18 protein-coding genes are annotated in these 20506 nt (G+C 38.4%); 7 read left to right on the plus strand and 11 right to left on the minus strand.

Translation table 11 applies throughout. The features are described 5' to 3' along the window. Positions 1-3: 3 nt before the first annotated feature. The 3 genes from F948_RS03860 to F948_RS03870 are packed head-to-tail and all read right to left on the minus strand — an operon-like array spanning position 4 to position 5652. Positions 4-2019, minus strand: coding sequence for a M3 family metallopeptidase (locus F948_RS03860; protein ID WP_004960155.1), 2016 nt, complete (start codon positions 2017-2019; stop codon positions 4-6). 22 nt (positions 2020-2041) lie between these two features. Beyond that, positions 2042-3853: an ABC transporter substrate-binding protein gene (locus F948_RS03865; protein WP_004960157.1), complete on the minus strand. Its 1812-nt coding sequence runs from the start codon at positions 3851-3853 to the stop codon at positions 2042-2044. Positions 3854-3867: 14 nt separating this feature from the next. Next, positions 3868-5652, minus strand: a complete 1785-nt coding sequence (locus F948_RS03870) for an ABC transporter substrate-binding protein (protein ID WP_004960158.1) — start codon at positions 5650-5652, stop codon at positions 3868-3870. A 656-nt stretch (positions 5653-6308) separates the two neighbouring features. On the opposite strand from F948_RS03870, the gene F948_RS03875 reads away from it, so the two are divergent. From F948_RS03875 to F948_RS03895, 5 genes are all read left to right on the plus strand, one after another. Continuing rightward, positions 6309-8987 (plus strand): TonB-dependent receptor, encoded by a 2679-nt coding sequence (locus F948_RS03875; protein WP_017397493.1) that lies wholly within the window; start codon positions 6309-6311, stop codon positions 8985-8987. A gap of 148 nt (positions 8988-9135) precedes the next feature. Beyond that, positions 9136-9843 carry an energy transducer TonB gene (locus F948_RS03880; RefSeq protein WP_004960162.1) on the plus strand — a complete coding sequence of 236 codons (708 nt, stop codon included), beginning with the start codon at positions 9136-9138 and terminating at the stop codon, positions 9841-9843. A gap of 41 nt (positions 9844-9884) precedes the next feature. Then, positions 9885-10760 (plus strand): MotA/TolQ/ExbB proton channel family protein, encoded by an 876-nt coding sequence (locus tag F948_RS03885; RefSeq protein ID WP_004960164.1) that lies wholly within the window; start codon positions 9885-9887, stop codon positions 10758-10760. A gap of 11 nt (positions 10761-10771) precedes the next feature. Next, positions 10772-11197, plus strand: a complete 426-nt coding sequence (locus F948_RS03890; protein ID WP_004914066.1) for an ExbD/TolR family protein — start codon at positions 10772-10774, stop codon at positions 11195-11197. Between the two features lie 21 nt (positions 11198-11218). After that, positions 11219-11638 (plus strand): ExbD/TolR family protein, encoded by a 420-nt coding sequence (locus tag F948_RS03895; RefSeq protein WP_004960168.1) that lies wholly within the window; start codon positions 11219-11221, stop codon positions 11636-11638. A 75-nt stretch (positions 11639-11713) separates the two neighbouring features. Here the strand turns inward: F948_RS03895 and F948_RS03900 are convergent, their stop codons facing one another. The 7 genes from F948_RS03900 to F948_RS03930 form a co-directional block, all read right to left on the minus strand. Further along, entirely contained in the window at positions 11714-12379 is a 666-nt protein-coding gene (locus F948_RS03900) for a hypothetical protein (RefSeq protein WP_004960169.1), read from the minus strand. A gap of 203 nt (positions 12380-12582) precedes the next feature. Next, a complete protein-coding gene (gene bioD / locus F948_RS03905; protein WP_004960171.1) occupies positions 12583-13227 on the minus strand; it encodes a dethiobiotin synthase in 645 nt (214 codons plus the stop codon). After that, a complete protein-coding gene (gene bioC, locus F948_RS03910) occupies positions 13224-13982 on the minus strand; it encodes a malonyl-ACP O-methyltransferase BioC (protein WP_004960173.1) in 759 nt (252 codons plus the stop codon). The genes bioD and bioC overlap by 4 nt, the downstream gene beginning before the upstream one ends. Then, positions 13973-15127, minus strand: a complete 1155-nt coding sequence (locus tag F948_RS03915) for an 8-amino-7-oxononanoate synthase (RefSeq protein ID WP_004960175.1) — start codon at positions 15125-15127, stop codon at positions 13973-13975. Before F948_RS03915 ends, bioC begins: the two co-directional genes overlap by 10 nt. Then, a complete protein-coding gene (gene bioA / locus F948_RS03920) occupies positions 15114-16409 on the minus strand; it encodes an adenosylmethionine--8-amino-7-oxononanoate transaminase (protein WP_004960178.1) in 1296 nt (431 codons plus the stop codon). The genes F948_RS03915 and bioA overlap by 14 nt, the downstream gene beginning before the upstream one ends. A 317-nt stretch (positions 16410-16726) precedes the next feature. Beyond that, on the minus strand, positions 16727-17470 hold the full coding sequence (locus F948_RS03925) for an alpha/beta hydrolase family protein (RefSeq protein ID WP_004960180.1): 744 nt from the start codon (positions 17468-17470) through the stop codon (positions 16727-16729). A gap of 19 nt (positions 17471-17489) precedes the next feature. Then, positions 17490-17825 (minus strand): DUF6176 family protein, encoded by a 336-nt coding sequence (locus F948_RS03930; RefSeq protein ID WP_004960183.1) that lies wholly within the window; start codon positions 17823-17825, stop codon positions 17490-17492. A gap of 126 nt (positions 17826-17951) precedes the next feature. Here F948_RS03930 and F948_RS03935 point away from each other — a divergent pair, with 126 nt between their 5' ends. After that, on the plus strand, positions 17952-18527 hold the full coding sequence (locus F948_RS03935) for a peroxiredoxin (protein WP_004960185.1): 576 nt from the start codon (positions 17952-17954) through the stop codon (positions 18525-18527). A gap of 52 nt (positions 18528-18579) precedes the next feature. On the opposite strand, the gene ftn is transcribed toward F948_RS03935, so the two are convergent. After that, on the minus strand, positions 18580-19044 hold the full coding sequence (gene ftn, locus F948_RS03940) for a heteropolymeric bacterioferritin subunit Ftn (protein ID WP_004914117.1): 465 nt from the start codon (positions 19042-19044) through the stop codon (positions 18580-18582). 349 nt (positions 19045-19393) lie between these two features. On the opposite strand from ftn, the gene F948_RS03945 reads away from it, so the two are divergent. Then, entirely contained in the window at positions 19394-20449 is a 1056-nt protein-coding gene (locus tag F948_RS03945) for an SDR family oxidoreductase (RefSeq protein WP_004960189.1), read from the plus strand. The last annotated feature ends 57 nt before the right edge of the window (positions 20450-20506 follow it).

Here is a 20506-nt window from a genome sequence, read left to right on the forward strand (position 1 = left end):
CCCTTATTTCACTCGTTGACCTGTAATTTCATCAAAAAATGCTTTGTTGTTCGGTTTACGTCCGAGGAAATCTTCGACCAACTTTTCTGCTGGTTTTTGGCTACCTTGAGATAAAATTGTTTGTCGATAATGCTGACCAACTTTTGGATTATTTAAGTTATCGCCAAATGCCGACAACATATCCAAAGCCATAACCTCAGACCACATATATCCGTAATAACCTACTTGATAACCATTCATGATGTGATTGAACTGTCCAGGGAACTCAGTTGTTGGTACGTAGCCAAGTGCTGTAGCATTTTCCATTTTCTTCCACACATCCAATGGCTGTACCTTCAAAGCATCTGTTCCATGCAATGCCATATCATACTGGGCGTATAAAGTTTGACGTGCATAATGCAAACCACGACCGTAACTATGTACAGCGGCTAACTTTTTAATTAATGCTTCATCAACTCGTGGGCAGGCAGGTTGGCAATAATCTGCAAGTTTAGAAAGTGTCTCTTTTCGTCTTGCCCATTCTTCATACATCTGAGAAGGTGCTTCTACAAAATCTCGCTCAACGGTAGTGCCCGTTTGTGATGAGTATCGAGTGTTGGAAAGGATGCCATGTAAAGCATGTCCAAACTCATGTACAAAAGTTTCAAGCTCATCACTGGTCAATCCTTGACGGTTAAAGTTAGTCACTAAAGCTGAAATAGGTTTACGATCAGTTAATGTACTCCGTCCATAAACACTCCACACAGCAGCATGACCATATTTCCCTTCACGTGGGAATTTGTCCATGTATAGTCCGCCCAGCAATTTTCCAGTTTTGGTATCCGTTACATCGTAATATTCAACTTCATCTTGCCAAGCAGGCACTTTTACAGGTTTAAACTCGATACCATATAAGTTAGATGAAATCGCAAATAACCAATCTTGTGCTGCTTGAGTTGGAAAATATTCACGCAGTTTTTCTTGATCTACTTGATATTTAGCTTTGCGTAACTTTTCACTCCAGTACGCTTCACTCCATCGTTCGATTTTGGCTTGCTCAAGTGGAATATTTAATGTTTGAGCTTTAAATGCTTGTAAGGTTTGTACTTCTTTTTGTTCTAAAGGCGAAACTGTTGCATGAATATCTGCCAGAAATGTATTCACTGCCTCAGGTGTTTTTGCCATGCGTTTTTGTAAAACCCATTCAGCATAACTTGATTTTCCAAACAGTTTTGCAAGTTCATATCTCAAATCGACAGCTTGTTTTAATAAATTCAGATTCTTTTCACCACCACGGCGTGTAAATGCGACTTGATAACGCTTTCGTGCCTCGTCATTTTCTGCAAGCTCCATAAATGGACGATATTCTGGATATTCAAATCCTAGTAAATAATTTCCTTTTTCATTTTTCTTTACAGCATCAATATAGCTTTGTGGTAAACCTTTTAACTCAGCAGCAGTAAATTCTAGCTTCTGCTTATTATCACGAACGTTCCGACTATATTCCTGCTCTATTTTAGTGAGTTGATCCAATATTTCTTTTAAACGCTGCTGTTTATCAACAGGGAGTTGTATCCCTTTTTCTTCAAAATCTTTCAAGATATCAGCTTGAAACTTTTGATCGATAGGATCAGTAGATTTAATTTTTTTAAATTGTTGATAAAGCTTTAAGTTTTGCAAAATTTCAGTTTGAAACTGACTAATTTTAACCTCACAATCTTCTGCAGCTTTGCGAACTGCTTCATCAGGATCCACGTTGCTATACAACCCGATTGGACCGTAAAAATCCTCAAAAGAAGCAAGAATCGCATCCCATTTTGCCAATATTGGAGCGGCTGGCGTATCTTGAGCGAGTTGAAGAGCTTCCAAGGACGTAAGCTGTTTTTTAACATCGTTAATTTTGGCGTCACATAATGCTGGAATATCTTTTGACTGAAATAACGGTAAGGTTTGTCGAGTCAAGTTATCTGCCGATGAAAATTGATTAACTCCCATCGTGAGTAGGCAAAAGGTGGTGAGTTTTAAATTGTAATGTTTCATTGTTACTCCAGTTCTTTAAATTTTATTTCTTCATATCAATATCGATGTACATCCACTCCGCAGGAAGTATTGGATGCTTTTTAAAACCAATCACTCGAGGCTGCGCCAGAATATTTCGGTAACGAGCACCGATCACTTGTACAGGCATATAAACCTCTAAAATACGTGACATTTTTCTGTATATGGCATCGCGCTCTGGACCTGGCACCATGTTTTGAGTTTGTTCATAAAGACGATCAAATTCAGGAATTTTGATACAACCATTGTTCGTTACATTGATATTTTTGCCATAAAACAACTGCATAAAATTATCGGCATCAGGATAATCTGCGATCCAAGCTGAAGCTTTGAACATGGTTTTACATTGCTTTTCCAACTTCAAGGCTTCTGAAAATGGGAGAGATTGTGTGGTCATCTGTATCTTGAGACCATCAAGGATTTTCTTCCAGAATTCAGCTTGTTGTTGACTACGTAAACTACTACCACTAACAGTCATCTCGATGACCAAAGGCTTACCATTTGGCAAGGTTCTCCAACCATTTGTACCAACTTTGTACTGATAACGATCTAATAATAGATTGGCTGCTTTGACTGAATAAGGAATACTTGATCTGTAATTTGGGTCATAACCAACAACACCTTCTGGGATTGGTGCTTGTAATTTTTTAGCATCACCTTTTTGCAAGATATTGATGTAGTTATCTGCAGAAAATGCCATCGCAATCGCACGGCGTAGAGCTATTTTTTCTTTGCTTAAACCCCCAACAACAGGGTTTTGCATGTTCCAATAATGATAGTCAAGTGATGGATCAACGATGCGAGATAATTGCACACCTTTTTTCACCAATTCAGGTTTTAACTTACCATTTTGTAAAGCTTGTACAGTCAATTCACCATCAAGTTGAAATAAGTCAACCTCATCTTTACTGAATGACAACCAGCGGGATTGCCCTTCTTCCATCACTTGTATGTCAATCACACCAATCTGAGGCATTTTTTTGCCTTGCATCGCTTTTACAATTTTCTGGTCTTCAGGGGAACTCGCTTTAAAGTTCCATACAAAACTACGAAAGTCAGGATTGGCTTTTAAAATAATTCTTGAACCTGGTGTCCAGCGAGACAGCATATAAGGTCCTGTACCCACAGGATGACCCATCGCAAACCCAGCTTTATTTCTATATTTTTCGATCACTTCTCTTGCTACAGCACCTGCTGGTTGATGAGCAAGTAACATTGGAAAGTTTTGGTCTGGTCGAGTTAGACGGATAACCAATGTGTATCGGTCTGGCGTTTGTAATCCCACAATCGGTTGGTCGTAATTGAATTTGCCATTCTTTTGCGCTTGCTTCTGTAACGCATCCATTCCAACAATACGTCCATCCAGTAACCAACTGTTCGGTGAATGTAGATTCGGATCCAAGAGTCGTTTAAAGGTATACGCATAGTCAAAAGACGTGAGTTCACGTTTTTTTCCTTTAAAAGCAGGATCATTGGCAAAATAAATCCCTTTTTGCAAACGGATGGTATACGTCAAACCATCTGCACTAATCTCAGGTAATGCGACTGCCGTGCGAGGGACTAACTTTGCTGGCGATGCTAAATAATCATATGTATATAAAGTCTCGAAAATCGAACCATTCACGTGTGCAGAATACAAATCATGTACACCTGCAGGATCAAAACCTGTTTCAGCGACTGGAAAGACATAACGCAATACTTTATTTGGATCAGCTGGACTTTTAGCAAATGTCAAAGTTGTTGTAGAACTCGCTATAAGCCCAACACAAAGCGCCAAACTGTAAGATTTCAATGAAAGTTTATAATTTTGCTTCATCTTGAACTCAATACTTATTTTTGTCGTGGTGAAGCAATATCTAAATATTGCCAGTTACTGTTCATAATTGGATGGGCTTTAAAACCTTGAACGTGGGATTGGATCACCCAATTTCGAATACGGGTATCTTGTAAAATTAGAGGATTTTCAGCTTCAATTTGACGACTCATTTTTTCGTAATATGGCATGCGCTTTTCTGGAGGCTGTTGCATCGCTTGTTTATACAAACCATCATAAGCGGATGAGCTATAGCACGACTGATTACCTCTACCCACATTCGGTCCATATAATAGTTGCGTGAAATTTTCTCCTTCAGGATAGTCTGCATGCCAAGCTCCACCCCAAATCATATATTGACATTGCGTCGCTGCTTTTAAGTTATCGGCGAAGTTACTTACTCTGAAATCTGCGCGAATGCCGATCGCATCTAAATTCTTTTTCCACAACTCCGAATACATCACTGAGGATGAGCCACTTTCAGTATTTATTTTTAGAACAAGTGCTTTGCCATTTGGCAGATTTCGATAACCATCAGCACCTTTTTTATAACCAAAATGATCTAACAATTTATTAGCCAAACTCGGGTTATAGCCAATACTACTTCGATATTTTGGATTGTGCCCATTTACCCCCGCGGGTACCAACATTTCAGCTTTAACAGCCTGTCCTTTTCTTAATATCCGAATATATTCATCAACATTAAATGACATCGCAATTGCGCGTCTTAATGCAATTTTGTCCAAATTGTTCCCACCTATAATTGGATCACGCATATTCAGCATGGTATAGGTGATCTCTGCCTCCTTGTTCGGATAAAGTCGAATCCCCTTTTGTCGCATCGCAGGCTTAAGTTGATTATTTTGGTCTAAAACTTTAGGAATGGAACTCGAGGTGAGTTTATCGAAATCGAGTTGTTTTGATTGAAATGCCAGCCAACGTGACTGCTCTTCTTCAATAATACTGATATTTACTTTACCAATTTGAGGCATTTTTTTGCCTGTCATTTCTTTAACCAACTGGTTATCCCAAGCAGTTCCTGTCGATTTAAAATTCCAAACAAAACCTCGATAATCTGGGTTAGCTACAAGTTCTATTTTACTACGGGGCACATACTTACTCAGCATGTAAGGTCCTGTACCTACGGGATGCATTCCCAATCGATCTTTATAATAATCAACTACTTCACGAGCAGTAGCACCAAACGTACTATAAGCTAGAATATAGGGAAAGTTATAATCAGGTTGAGTCAAGGTAAATTGAAGTGTGTATCGATCTAAGGCTTTTACCCCCTCAATCTTGGCATCATAATTGAAGCGACCTGTTTGCTTCGCTTGCTCAACTAAGGCATTTGCACCCACAATTTTCTGGTCGATAAATGCATATGAAGAAGAATGATTTTTAGGATCTAAAATACGTTTGACCGAATACACATAGTCTTCTGCAATTAACTCTCTACGCTGACCTTTAAATGCTGGATCAGCAGTAAAATAAATACCTGGCTTTATTTTAAATATATAAACTTTCCCATTTTCTTTGATCACAGGCATACTTTGTGCCGTAGCTGGAACCAACTTGACAGGATTAGCTAGATAATCGTATTGCAGCAATCTCTCAAAAATAACATCAGCTACATTACCGCTATAAAAATTAAAAGTTTTGACCATATCAAAACCATCGTCAGGTGCTTCAAATGCGATTCGAAGCACCTTATCCGCTTGCGCTGGAGTTTTAGCGTTTCCCAAAGGAGCAAATACAATAACGGTTGAGAACAAAGCGACCGTAAAAAATTTAGACTTCAATTAAATGCTCACATTATCGTTTTTTAATAAATACTAGACTTTCGAATAGCATTCAACCACACATCGATCTTACCTGCCTGACTTAATCCAATGATCTTGTTCACAAAAATGAATGGTTTGTGATATTTTTACCAATCATAAAAATAATTCAGATGTAAAACCGACATCAAGACCCAAAATTACATTGCTAATTTCATGCCACTTTTCAAACAAATTTAAAATAGAAAAATTAGACTCCCGTCTATTCACCCCTCTAATCAATATTTATTCATCCTAATTAAAAGTAACTTTATGCAAAATCTCATTTTTTCATAACATTCTTAACAATTAAAATAAGAGACTATAAATACATGTTTTAAAATATATAAAATTAAAATGCACCAAATAAATGCAAATATAAATTAGCATGTTTCATTTTAATACCATGTATAAAACCTAGAAAACTGTAAAAAAATGCCAATAAAAAATATTTTTATAAATTCATAATTTTTTAATAAATAGTAAAAATATGAAAAGCTTATTCAATAAAACTAAAACGCTTTTACACAATTTACTCTAGATTAAACCTGATCCAAAAAATGTATTTGGCACATGTCTTGCTAAAACGCTCTTGTTCAGTCTTTAAGAGTGACAATCCACTAGGGGTTATAAATTTAATGAAAAAAACTAATTTCGTTCAATCAAATGCTATGCCAAAAGCGAGCAAAACCGTACTCAAACTCAGTACCCTGAGTCTCAGTATGTTGTGTTTAACAATGACCCATGCAGCTGAAAATGAGTCGACCACGGAGGATAAACCCGCCAAAGTCGTCAAAGTTGCCGTTACAGGATCATCGATTAAAGGCGTTGCTGCACAGAGTGCATCTCCGATCACGGTGATTAGAGCAGATGACCTTGTAAAGCAAGGTGTTACAACAGTCGAAGAAGCTTTAACCAAGGTTAGTGCCAATCAAGCAGGGTTTTCTACAGCTCAAAATGTAGGTGCAAGTAATACTGAGGGTTCTTCTGCGAATCTTCGAGCATTAGGTACTGATAAAACATTAATCTTATTAAATGGTCGACGTTTAGCATACAGTCCATTTAGCACCTCAACCACAAACCTAAATATTATTCCAATGGCAATGGTTGATCGTATTGAGATTTTACGTGATGGTGCTTCGGCAATTTATGGTGCGGATGCAATTGCTGGGGTAATCAACTTTATCACCAAGAAGTCTTTTGAAGGTTTAAATATTAGTGCTGGCTTTATTCAACCAGAACAAAGTGGTGGTGATAAACAAGACATTTCAATTTTTGGGGGGTATGGTGATCTTGATGAACAAGGCTTTAATCTTATGGGGGTTATTGACTATCGTCGTTCAAATGACATTATGGCGAAAGACCGTAAAATTAGCCGACGCGGTGGTTTAATACCAGAGCTTGGTATTGATGGAACTTCTGCAAATGGTTTCCCAGCAAATTTTCGTGATCCTGCTACAGGAGCTCTTGGTAATCCTTATGGCAATCTAAACTGTAATAATGCACCAAATACTATCGCTGATGGTGGGCTCTGCTATCTCAACACACAAGCATTGATAGGAATTGTACCCAAAACAGAAACAATATCTGCTTTAGGACGAGGTACGTTCAAATTAAATGATAATTTCAATGCTATCGCTGAATATGTTTACTCACGAAATGAAGTGACTACATCAATCGCACCTGATGTTTACAGCCGCTCAGTTACTCTTCCTTCTACAAGCCCATACTATCCTGGTAATGGTATAACTCCTGAAGTTGCTGGATTAAGTGGTAATCCCCTTGAACTTTATTTGAGATCACAAGCTGGTAATCGCATGTCTAATCCAGTGAATGAATCACATCGGGCATTAATCTCTTTAGAGGGTGAAGCTTACGGTTGGGATATCAATACAGGTTTATCTTATGCACGTAGTGAAGCGACAGACGGTTTTGCTGGAGGGTATTTAAACAAAAGTAAACTCCAAGATGCTTTAAACAATGGAACCATTAATCCTTTTGGTCCTAGTGAAAATCAAGAGCTTTGGAAGTCCTTTGAAGTAAAAGGCGATACTAACACTGGTACGCTCACAGCCACCACATTTGACTTTACTATTAGTCGTCCAATCTACACGTTGCCTGCTGGTGACGTAGGCTTTGCTTTGGGAGGTAGTTTTAGTAAACAGGACTGGAAAGCCAATGTGAACTCAGAAATTGTAAGCCAAGTTCCTGGTAGCGGTATTGATCCTAGTAAACCTGAAAGTAAAGGTAAGAGAGATATCACCGCAGCTTTTGCAGAGTTACATGTTCCAATTACCAAAACCTTAGAAGCACAACTCGCTGCTCGATATGATGACTATAGTGATTTTGGTGATACATTTAATCCTAAAATCGCTTTCCGCTGGGAACCGATTAAACAATTAATGTTCCGTACCTCATACAGTACTGGTTTCCGAGCGCCAAGCTTATATGACATCAATGCCCCTCAAAGTAAAACTTATACGGGTGCTCGCTACGATGACCCTGTGCTATGTCCAAATGGTAAAGCTATATCACCAGAATACCAAACTGAATGTAATACCCAATTCTATCGTACACAAGGTGGTACAAAAGACTTACAACCTGAAGAATCAACCTCAATTACAGCAGGTTTTGTAGTAGAACCGATCAAAAATTTAGTGTTCTCTGCTGATTATTACAACATCAAAATTGATGGGCTAATTAACAGCATCGGTGAAGCAATGATTTTCGGTGATCCTGAAAAATATGCAGATCGCTTCATTCGAGGGGCTGATGGTCGATTGGAATATATCAACAGCGCACTAACAAATATGGGTGGAGTTAAAACTGAAGGTATTGATTTAGCGCTAAATTATCTTTCACCGATGACTTCTACTGGTCGTTTTGGCTTCGGCATTGATGGCACATATGTTATCAAATACGACCGTCAAGAAGAGAAAGGTGGTGCATGGGAAGGTTATGTTGGTAAATACGATGATCCAGCAATCTTACGTTGGAAACATGTTGCCAATCTTAACTGGAGCTACGAAAACTGGAAAATGGTCTTCGAGCAAGAGTTCTACCGTGGCTATAAAGATCAAAACCAAATTGGTGATGAGAAATATGATAATCACCGCGTAAGTGACTATACCCTGTACAACGTTTCAGGAACCTATAAAGGCTTTAAAAATCTAGAATTAACTGCTGGTATCAAAAATCTATTTGATGCTGAACCTTCTGCTTCGAATGTGCTCGATAACTTCCAATATGGTTATGACCCTCGCTATAGCGACGTAACGGGACGTGCATATTTCCTCAGAGGCACTTATAAATTCTAAAACTCTAACCACTGCAAGATGTTCCTTTTTGTCTTGTAGTGGTTCAACGTAATCCTGATGTCTATATAAGATAAAAATTGCTATCAAGATTTTCAATCTAGCCTAAATACTTTTATATAACTCAGCGATTACATTTTCAGGAGCAATTATGGGCATACCCTTTGCTGAAAGTGAAAATCAATCTGCCAAACGTCTTGTCGGACTTGGTCTAGTTTTATTTTTACATCTTGTGATCGCCTATATTTTAGTAACAAGTTTAACCACTGATTTTACTAAACCAGTCGAGAAGCCTGTAGAACTTCAGATTATTCAAGATATTGAACCGCCACCACCACCTCCACCCAAACTGGAGGAAAAAACACCTGAACTACCCAAAATGGTTGAGAAAGTGGCAAAAATGCCTGATCCGCCTAAGCAGGTGGAGAAAGTAACGCCTATTGCAAAACCAACACCTATACAACCAACCAAAACCTCAGTGGCAACACCTGCACCTGTCACAGCGGCTTCTCCAAGTCCTAGCCCTGTTGCTGCTCCAGTTGCAGTTGCTGCTCCCCCAGCACCTGCAAAACCAGCTGGAATTTCACGAGGCGTTTCAGAAGGTGAAGCTGGTTGTAAAGAGCCTGGTTATCCACGTGAACAGGAAATGGCTGGTGAAGAAGGTACTGTGCGTATGCGCTTACTTGTGGATAGCTCGGGCAAAGTAATCGATGCAAAAGTCAAAAAATCGAGTGGTGTACGTGAGTTAGATAAAGCCGCGACCAAAGCTTATAGCTTATGTAGCTTCACACCAGCGATGAAAGATGGTGTACCTCAACAAGATTGGTATGAAATCGAATACACATTCAAGATTTCTTAATGAATATAGAAGTGAATTAAACAATTTTTGGAGAATTTAAAATGAATAAAACTGTAAAAAAAATCTCTCGATTTGCTGCGATTGGTCTTATCTCAACCAGCACCTTGCTTCCAATTAGTTCTGTTTGGGCTGAAGAAACCACGCAACCCACAGCTGTAACTACGGTCGCGACTGATGCAACAACACAATCATCACCAACACCACCACCTCTTCCTGCGACTGAAGAAAAAGTGCATAACCCTTATGGCTTAGAAGCTTTATGGCGTGAGGGTGATCTCGTTGCAAAAACAACCTTATTCATCCTTGTTTTAATGTCAATTGGTACGTGGTACATCATCCTTTCAAAACTATTTCAACAAAGCAAAATCAAACGCCATGGTACTGAAGCTGAACGTAACTTTTGGGAAGCAGATACATTAAATAGCGCAAAAGAAAGCTTAAACCCTAGCAGCACGTATCGCTACATCGCTGAAAAAGGTATTCACTCAACCAAACATCATGATGGCACCTTATTAGAACGCATTGATTTCAACACATGGGTAACGATTTCGATTCAACGTGCTATTGATAAAGTACAAAGCCATTTAGGTAACGGCTTGGCATTCCTTGCAACAGTGGGTTCAACTGCACCTTTCGTTGGCTTATTTGGAACAGTTTGGGGAATTTATCACGCATTGACTGCGATCGGCATTTCAGGACAAGCATCTATTGATAAAGTTGCTGGGCCTGTGGGTGAAGCATTAATCATGACCGCAATTGGCTTAGCTGTCGCTGTACCTGCAGTACTTGGTTATAACTGGCTGACTCGTCGCAATAAAGCTGTCATGGACAATGTCCGTTCATTTGGCTCTGACTTACATGCAGTTTTACTCAGTGGCGAATTACGCAACAATCCTGTCAATCGTGATTCTAAATAAGGAATACGATTATGGGCATGATGATAAATTCAGATCAAAGTGATGATGATGTGATCGGCACCATCAACACCACTCCGCTTGTGGACATCATGCTGGTGCTTTTGATTATCTTTTTAATCACTGTTCCAGTGGTCACACATACAGTTCCTGTAAAGTTACCTGAAGAAAAGAACACACCTTACGCCACAACCCCTCAAAATATTCAACTTTCAGTCAACAAAACTGGCGATATTTTTTGGAATGAACAATACGTTGCAAATAAAGAAACTTTACTTGCTCGTTTACAAGTTGAGGCACAAAAGCGCCCGCAACCTGAAGTTCATATTCGTGGTGATCAATTGACACACTACGCTGCAATTGATCAGGTAATTAGCACCACCCAACAAGCGGGTATTGGCAAAATCGCATTTGTCACTACTCCACCTAGTTCACCTTAGTCAGACGATAAGGAGTTAGTCATGGGTATGAATGTCGGACCAAAAAGTGGCGAAGATGATGTGATGCTCGATGTCAACATGACACCTTTAATTGATGTCATGCTGGTGTTATTGATTATGTTCATCATCACAATTCCAATCCCAAACAATGCCATTAATATCAATTTGCCTAATGGTGCACCACCGCCACCAACCGATCAGAAACCACCTGAAACCATCAACTTAAGAGTCGATGCACAAGGTCGTATTTTCTGGAACGATCAAGCTGTTGCTGATCGCCAAGCATTGAAGATTTTGTTTGAATCTGTTGCACAAAAAGCTGATCAGGATCAGATCAAGTTTAAACCTGATCCTCAAGCTGAATATAAAAATATTGCTATGGTGATGGCATTAGCTCAGCAAAGCAAAGTCACTAAAATAGGAATCGTGAGTAATAACTAGAAAAATAAACACTAACTATTAAGCTTCACAATTCTAAGTTCCTCCTGTGCTAACAAGTCCGCTTGTTAGCTTTTTTTATTTAATTTCACTTATGACGATTGGGAGAACCAAACTATTTACTTTATATCCTTTCGGTTTGTTATTGCAGGCATTTCCTGTCACCGTAGTTTTCACAACATAAGGCGAATACGGCATCACGTTTAAATAACCCGTGTTATCTGATCCTGTACGACAATCTTCTGCATCAAGTTTTTCGTCATAGCGACCAGCATTAGAAGACTCTTGCACTTCAGTAATCAACTTGGCATTCCATTGGCTCAAATAAACTAAACTTTTAGTAGCTTCAACAGTTCCTTGTCCCGAACCAGCACTTTCGATTTCAACCAGTTCGATCGATTTACCTTTATACATCGTTGGATGAACTTTAAATGTATTCGATTGACCACCAAACTCTTTTAAAATTTTTGCTTGTTTGAGCTTTGGTCTAGTCAATACATAACCTGCCCAAAAGTTACGCCCAGCATTTTCAAAACTAACACCAGATAAATAAGCTTCTTCGCCTGAAATTAATTTTACTTTTTCCGTATGATCAATCTGAATGGCTTGCTGAGGATTCGCATTTGAATCTTGTAAATTAGTGATCCAACTAATGATGGTTTTATCTGTTGGTACTTCTGCATGAGTCGTCGAGATCAAACCTGACAAGCATAGTGTTATAAAAACAAAATTCTTCTTATTCATTGTAACTCACCTTAAGTTTATGAATTAAATCGCTTATAAAATTCATTAGTTATCGTGACTTAGTCTTCCCAAACCCACCCACTCATAGCAAATCTTGTTACTTTTCAAAGATGAAAAGTAACAAAAATCCTTTGTTAGACTGACGGTACGTCCTTGCCGCCCTACACGATCGTAGATATTTACTAGACAATAAATACCTAAAGTTAGTTAAACTTTTCCAAATCAATCCATTGAGCATCAGGAAAATGCTTTGCCAAATAAGCCTTTAAATAATCCGCTGTATCTTTAGAAATAAGTGGATCTTTCGATTCATCTTTTAAGTTATATACCAAAGCATGCAAACTCAAACCACGATGTTTTAAAGCTTCTAAACTCAACAATGTGTGGTTAATGCTTCCCAAACGTCCAGAAGTCACCAAAATCACAGGAAATTGATGTTGAGCAATATAATCAATGGTCAATAACTCTGTGGTTAAAGGCACCATTAAACCGCCCGCACCCTCTAATAGCACCACATCAAAACGCTGAGCAAGCTCTTTAGTTGAAGCTTCGATCTTGGCAAAATCTAACTCACGCCCATCTAAACGTGTAGCTAAATGTGGTGAAGCTGGATAAGTGAAAATCTCAGGCATGGTCAATTTTTCATGATCTTCCTGAAACCAGCCACTCCCCATAATTTCACGGTGTTTTTCGATGTCTTCAGACACATCGACATTGCCAGTTTGCACCAACTTCTGGGTGATAACACGCTGCCCTTGTTCAGTCCAAAGTTTGGCGAGATAACCTGTGGCATAAGTTTTCCCAATTTCTGTATCAATACCACTGACAAAATAAATTGCTGCACTCATGCTTTTCTCCGCGCAATCACGTAAATCGGATGATAAGTTAGGCGAAAACCTTGCTCATCATGAAACTGTTGATAATCAGAATAAAACTGCTGCAAAGATTGCTTGGTCCAACGATGTGACTTTGCTGTTGCAGTCACCCCCGTCGCTTTTAAATGATGCAGCACTAATTTAGGATCATCAAAATATAGATGTTTTTGTTCTTCTTGTATAAACACAATCTCAAAGCCATTTTCTTCAAGTTTCTGTTTCAACACTTCACTAGAACAATAATTTAAACCTTGCCCAGTCAGCTTTTTGATTTCAATTAAATTATTTTCACCAAATGTAGAGAAACCCAAATAGCCTTCCGTTTTTAAAGCATCATGAATTCGTTTTAATAACGCAGGTAGATCAGTCATCCATTGCAAAGCTGAACTCGAAATCACCGCATCCAATTCTGATGGTAATTCAAGCTGCTCAATATCTCCGATCAACCAAGCTATATTTTGAATCGTTGAAAAATGCTGATCTACATCCTCATAAAGATCATTTAAAAATAATTGATCAAACTGAAAATGAGTCTGAAATAAATGCGTTAAATTACCCGACCCACAACCGATCTCAAGTACAGAATCAAAAGTATTAGGACAATACGCTTTCAGATATTCAAATAACTGTGCACTGATCTGCTTTTGCACTACAGCATGCTCAACGTAACTTTGCCCTGCTTTGGCAAAACGTTGAGCGACTAAAGCTTTATCGACACTCACAAACATTCCACCAATTTTTCTAATTCTGCTTTTTGAACCATAGACGTTAATGAGATACGTAAACGTGAACTATTTTGCGGTACTGTTGGCGGTCGCACAGGCATGGCATAAAAACCTTGTTGCTGAACATAACGTGCTTTTTCAATCGCTGCATTACTTTCGCCGACAATGATTGGAATAATATGGCTACTTGATGGACTTGAAAAACCTTTTGCAATTACCGCTTGCTGTAAAAACTGACTGATCTCAGCCAAGTGCTGACGCTGCTGCTGCATATTTAAAACTTTATTAAAGATAAAGTCAGACCATGCCATTGAGATTGGTGGTAACGCTGTGCTGAAAATCAAAGGACGCATTTTATTAATAAGATAATCACGGATGATAGGATCACAAATAATATAACCGCCAATTGAAGCAATCGCTTTGCCAAAAGTCCCAACCAGGAAATCAATCTGATGCAATACACCATATTGCTCAGCACATCCTAGTCCTTGCCCACCTCTCACACCGATGGCATGAGCTTCATCAACATACAACATGGTTTTGACAAAACGTTGCTTTAACTGAGCCAATGCAGCTAAATCCGTTTCATCACCATCCATGCTAAAAATACTTTCAGTCACCACAATAATACGTTCAACTTGCTCATCTTGTTGATATTTTTGCAATAACTGTTCCAAATGCTGCAAATCATTATGACGATAACGCACATATTGAGCATTCGATAGACGAATACCATCAATCATACTGGCATGAACCAGTTTATCCGCCAAAATCACGGTTTTACTATCAGCTAATGCAGGCAAAATACCGATATTCATGTGATAGCCACTATTGAAAAGCAAGGCAGCACGACCAAAAGCTTTGCTTAGGCTATTTTCAAATTGTTCGTACTCTGCAAAATTACCAGTCAACAAACGCGAAGAAGAAGAACTAAATAACGTCCGTTCTATTTTAAGCGTATCGAGAAATTCTTCTCTTAAACTTAAATCAGCGGCTAAACCTAAATAATCATTGGATGCCAAATTCAACATGGTTCGATCTTGAATGGTAATCCATCGTCCCTGCTGTTGATTTGTAGTAAATTGGCGAAAATTACCTTGCTGTTTAAGGTTGTCAAGCTGCTCAGCATAATGATCAAGCAAGGACATTAGCTTGTGCTCCTTGCATATTTTTGACCACTTCACTCATCTGCACTAATAAGTAATTTAGCTCATCATCGGTGATCACATACGGCGGCATCACGTAGACCAATTTTCCAAATGGTCGCACCCAAATACCACGTTCAACAAACTGCTGCTGTAAGCTTTTCATGTCAACACTAGAGCTTAATTCAACCACTCCAATCGCACCTAATACACGTACATCTGCAACATGATCAAGTTCTGCTAAATCACTTAATTGCTGAACAAGGATCTTTTCAATACGTTGAATATTGCTCTGCCAATCTTGTTCAATTAATAATTGAGTACTTCTTAGAGCAACAGCACAAGCCAGAGGATTCGCCATAAAGGTTGGACCATGCATGAACACGCCCGCTTCGCCACGACTAATGGTTTCAGCCACTTGTTTAGTCGTTAATGTTGCAGATAATGTCATATAGCCTCCAGTCAAACCTTTACCGATACACATGATATCGGGTTCAACTTGTGCATGCTCCCAAGCAAACATTTTGCCTGTACGCCCAAAACCTGTTGCGATCTCATCAAAGATCAACAACAAATTGTATTGCTGACATAATTCTTTGGCTTGGCACAAATACTTAGGATGATAAAAACGCATCCCTCCCGCACCTTGCACAATTGGCTCAATAATCAGTGCAGCAATACTGTGATGATGCTGTTCAATCTGGTGTTTGAGCTCTTGAATATCTTGTGGATTCCACACACCATCAAAGCGACTTTGAGGCGCGGGTACAAAGATTCGATTCGGTAAACTTGAGCCAAAAATCTGATGCATTCCCGTAACAGGATCACACACAGACATCGCATTCCAAGTATCACCATGATAGCCAGAACGTGTAGTAATAAAATTGGTTTTCTCAGGTTGATTCAACGCAGCCCAATATTGCACGGCCATTTTTAAGGCCACTTCTACAGCAACTGAACCTGAATCTGCATAGAAAATTTTATCTAAACTCGGCGGCGTAATTTTTAATAAGAGTTTACCCAATTCAATTGCAGGTTCATGCGTCAAACCACCAAACATGATATGCGCCATGTTTTGCAATTGATCAGTAATGGCTTTATTGAGTTCAGGGTGGTTATAACCGTGAATCGCACACCACCATGACGACATGCCATCAACCAAAGTTCGCCCATCTTCTAATTCAATGGTTGCGCCATAGGCACGTTTCACTTTAAAAGTTGGCAGTGGATTTAACATCGAGGTATATGGATGCCATATATGTTCTAAATCAAATAAATCGGTCATCCATACTTCCTCATTGGTTAGATAAATATTGCTTTTAGGGGAGAGCTGCCTTGTGCTCATTTATTCTGGTATTAGCCTTCGGCTGGACCTACTTTTCTTTCGGGAAAAGTAGGCAAAACCATTTGTCATCCACAAAACCTGTTCACTTCTGGTGCCCATCCAAGAGTATCAACTCATCCATATTCATCACTTTTACTATCACCACGCAGGTTGTGGATGACGCTATCGAGTATCAATTTGTGGGAAAACTCTTATAAAAGAATTTGCAAACATCTTAAACTTGTCAAAATCTAAAATATATTGCGAGAACTTTCATTTCAAGCAAGATTGAATGTTGAGTAAATAAAATCTTCAATTACTTGCACAGTCTGCTCCACCATAAAACATAGAAAACCATGAGAAGCATCATCAATAGAAACAACCGTTAGATTTTTTGCAGCTAAATTCTGGATATTTTGAACAACTTGGTAAGGAACCAAAGCATCATGCTCAGCAAATACATGCAACTGTCTGCCTTGATAATTTTCATACAAACCAACCAAATTTAATTGCCCCAACAACTGCAACCCATCCCTAAGCAATGCAATCGCTTGTGGACGAATCAATTTCTGCATAGCCAAAAAGTCTTTTTTTGCTGAATTTGCACCTTGGCACACCAATAAACCAAACCGTTTTAGCGTAGTAATCGCATCCTGTTCAAATGATTGTTTAAACTGCATAAAAGTTTCGACTGGCATTGCTGTCGTCCAATCAGCTTGAGCAACAAAACATGGATTCGATGCTAGAGTGATTAACAGCTTCTGTTGATCATATTGCTGTTGAATTTGGTTGACTAATAGTGTTGCCAGTTGCCCCCCCAACGACCATCCCACAATGACATCGAATTTCACTGCAAGTTCGACATGCTGCTGCAAAACTTCATTATCGAGAGCATTAAAAATATTAATTCGTTCAACGATATGTCCTCTTTGCTCCAATCCGTCATATAAAGGTTTTAATAATTCAGATCCACCACCCCATCCAGTGATGAGTAAAATTTTATACTTCAACTTATGACCCAATCATTCAAACTTAAAAAAATTATATCTCTTTATAATCATTATTTTCTAAATCTACCAATAGATTTGCGGGAATCACTCTCTCCCAATTTTGTTTGAACTGTTTATGAACCTTATCAATTTCAAAAGGACTATTTCGTGCAACTTGCTGAGCATGAGCAATGTCATTCACTCGCAAATATGCGATTAAATAATCATTCCCATCCAATTCTAAATGAAACCAAGATTCTATTGTTACACCCTCGGCTTGTAAGGTCTGAATAGCTTCATCTTTTCGTTGTTCAATTTCTATTTTCCAAGCATCGACATTTGCCAGCGTGTCTTGCTTTAATTTAATTAATACTGCACCTACGTCCATTCTATTTTCCTTTTACCTTATTTAAATTCAACGATATAAAACAATCAAAAGCCCTGAAAAGAATTTACTCACGCATCAAATTTTTAAATTTGCTAAATTAAGTATCTATCACACTTTGAGATCAAAATGATGAATACGATAAAGTCCAAAGTTCTTATCGTTTGTAGCACACTTATGTTGCTCGGATCAGCGAGTTCAAGCTTTGCTCAAACCTCTATTTTCTCTAAACAAAATACCGCTCAAAAAGAATGGGTTGGACAGTCTGCACCAGATTTCAAACTGCAAGATCAAAGTGGGAAATGGCATACGTTAAGCCAATACAAAGGCAAATGGATTGTGCTTTATTTCTATCCAAAAGACGATACAGCTGGTTGTACCCAAGAAGCCAATCAATTTAAATCGCTCTATCCTCAGTTTTTAAAATCTAATGCTGTGGTACTCGGTGTGAGCTTGGACGATGTCGCGTCACATCAGAAATTCTCAAAAAAACTCGGACTTCCTTTCCCAATTTTGGCTGATGATAAAGGCGACCTTGCTGGAAAATTTGGCATTGTTCGAAATCTAGGTATTACCAAAATTGCCAAGCGAGAGAGTTTTTTAATTAATCCACAAGGTGCCGTCATGTATCATTATACGAGTGTGAATATACAGACACATGCTGATCAAGTGTTGAAGGATTTAAAAAACTTACAGAAAAAATAGAATATCAAATCAAAAAACTCAGCATATGCTGAGTTTTTTTAATTCACAAATCTTAGATTTGCGATTGAATATAATTCTGTAAACCAATCAATTCGATCAAACGTAGTTGCTTTTCTAACCAATAAGTATGATCTTCTTCTGTGTCAGAAAGCTGCTGACGCAACATATCACGGCTAATAAAATCGCCTTTTTCTTCACAGAGTTTAATTCCTGTCGCCAGTTTTTCACGTACATGATATTCAAGTTCTAAATCGGCTTTTAAACAACTTACGACATCAGTACCCACATTAATGTCTTCACGGTTCATGTTTGGTTGTGCACCTAAAAACAGAACACGGCGAATAATGGCATCTGCATGTGAGGCTTCTTCTTGCATTTCATGATCAATGCGTTCATAAATTTTGCTCAAGCCCCAATCTTCATACATTCTTGAATGAATTAAATATTGATCACGAGCAGCCAACTCACCGCCAATGAGCATATTTAAATAGTCGATGACTTCTGGATTGCCACGCATAATATTTACTCCTTTCGAATACAAGTATTATGAGCAACTTATAAGACATTTGCAAAAAATTAATTGTGTAAGTTTATGATTTTTATAAAATTAAAATGAGAAACATACGCATTTACAGTTCTAATTCGCATAATTTGTTTAGATAAAATAAGCTCTTGCAGATTTATTACCCCATTCGAAGCGGTAAAGTTACATCATTTTGTATTATTTGATTTTTGTAACGATTAACAATACTTCTTATTTGAAAGTGGAATTGATCAAAAAAACATTAAAAATGACTGGTCAGCTGTTGTTTGTTTGAGCAAAATTCGCTAAATATCTTCAATCACAAAAATGATTAGGAAAAAAAATGGATAAAAGTAAAGCAATTCTAGTCACGGGTGCGACGGGTTATATTGCAGGCTGGATTATAGAACGCTTACTCAATCAAGGTTATAAAGTTCACGCAACCGTTCGAGACCCCTCAAAAAAAGATAAAATCCAACATCTCTATGACCTCGCTGAAAAATCATCAGGTGAAATTCACTTTTTTAAAGCAGACTTACTTGAAGCACATTCATTTTATGAAGCTATGAAAGGCTGTGAGGTTGTCATTCACACTGCGTCCCCTTTCGTAGTGACCAATTACAAAGATGCCGTTAAAGACATTATCGAACCTGCTGTGAAAGGGACTGAGAATGTACTAGACAGTGTAAACCGCACTGATTCAGTAAAACGAGTTGTTGTGACCTCAAGTATTGCATCAACCTACGGTGATGCAATTGAGATTCAAAATACTGCTCATAATGAATTTGATGAGAGCCACTGGAATAATAGCAGCAGTGAAACTCACCAACCTTATCCATATTCAAAAGTGGTTGCTGAACGTAAAGCTTGGGAAATGGCTGAACAACAGGATCGCTGGAGCCTTGTTTGTATCAATCCTGCACTTGTTATGGGTCCATCACTCACTGATGCGAGTCAATCAGGCAGTATTGAAGTATTACAACAGTTTGGTAATGGCAAAACCTTATTTGGTGTCCCACCAATGTGGAATGGAATCGTAGATGTTCGAGATGTTGCCGATGCCCATGTCGCTGCGGCATTAAATCCACAAGCACATGGTCGTTATATCATTTGTGGTGGCACATTAAGCTTGCTAGAGATGGGCAAAGCACTTACACAAAAATTTGGTTATAAATATCCTTTTCCACACTTTACTGTACCTAAAGCAGCATTCTCATTGGTCGCACCAATATTTGGGCACTCTCGTCAATTCGTAAAACTCAATATGGGATATCCAATTTATTTTAATGCTCAACGTAGCGTAAATGAATTGGGTATCGAATATAGAGACATTCGAGAAAGTGTTTGCGAACATTTCCAACAATTACTTGATGATGGCATTGTAAAAAAACGTGCATGATAATAAAAGCCTATTCAACTACATTCAGTTCAATAGGCTTGTTTCCATTTTTTTTAG

The sequence above is a fragment of the Acinetobacter junii CIP 64.5 genome, assembly GCF_000368765.1.
Taxonomy (GTDB): Bacteria; Pseudomonadota; Gammaproteobacteria; order Pseudomonadales; family Moraxellaceae; genus Acinetobacter; species Acinetobacter junii.

Excerpts from the sequence above, each read along its gene's own strand:
- F948_RS03865 (WP_004960157.1), bottom strand. The coding sequence starts at position 3,853 with ATGAAGCAAAATTATAAACTTTCATTGAAATCTTACAGTTTGGCGCTT.
- F948_RS03930 (WP_004960183.1), bottom strand. The coding sequence starts at position 17,825 with ATGGACGTAGGTGCAGTATTAATTAAATTAAAGCAAGACACGCTGGCA.
- F948_RS03900 (WP_004960169.1), bottom strand. The coding sequence starts at position 12,379 with ATGAATAAGAAGAATTTTGTTTTTATAACACTATGCTTGTCAGGTTTG.
- F948_RS03890 (WP_004914066.1), top strand. The coding sequence starts at position 10,772 with ATGGGCATGATGATAAATTCAGATCAAAGTGATGATGATGTGATCGGC.
- F948_RS03880 (WP_004960162.1), top strand. The coding sequence starts at position 9,136 with ATGGGCATACCCTTTGCTGAAAGTGAAAATCAATCTGCCAAACGTCTT.
- F948_RS03860 (WP_004960155.1), bottom strand. The coding sequence starts at position 2,019 with ATGAAACATTACAATTTAAAACTCACCACCTTTTGCCTACTCACGATG.
- bioA (WP_004960178.1), bottom strand. The coding sequence starts at position 16,409 with ATGACCGATTTATTTGATTTAGAACATATATGGCATCCATATACCTCG.
- F948_RS03945 (WP_004960189.1), top strand. The coding sequence starts at position 19,394 with ATGGATAAAAGTAAAGCAATTCTAGTCACGGGTGCGACGGGTTATATT.
- bioD (WP_004960171.1), bottom strand. The coding sequence starts at position 13,227 with ATGAGTGCAGCAATTTATTTTGTCAGTGGTATTGATACAGAAATTGGG.
- F948_RS03895 (WP_004960168.1), top strand. The coding sequence starts at position 11,219 with ATGGGTATGAATGTCGGACCAAAAAGTGGCGAAGATGATGTGATGCTC.
- F948_RS03935 (WP_004960185.1), top strand. The coding sequence starts at position 17,952 with ATGATGAATACGATAAAGTCCAAAGTTCTTATCGTTTGTAGCACACTT.
- ftn (WP_004914117.1), bottom strand. The coding sequence starts at position 19,044 with ATGCGTGGCAATCCAGAAGTCATCGACTATTTAAATATGCTCATTGGC.
- F948_RS03915 (WP_004960175.1), bottom strand. The coding sequence starts at position 15,127 with ATGTCCTTGCTTGATCATTATGCTGAGCAGCTTGACAACCTTAAACAG.
- F948_RS03885 (WP_004960164.1), top strand. The coding sequence starts at position 9,885 with ATGAATAAAACTGTAAAAAAAATCTCTCGATTTGCTGCGATTGGTCTT.
- F948_RS03875 (WP_017397493.1), top strand. The coding sequence starts at position 6,309 with ATGAAAAAAACTAATTTCGTTCAATCAAATGCTATGCCAAAAGCGAGC.
- bioC (WP_004960173.1), bottom strand. The coding sequence starts at position 13,982 with ATGTTTGTGAGTGTCGATAAAGCTTTAGTCGCTCAACGTTTTGCCAAA.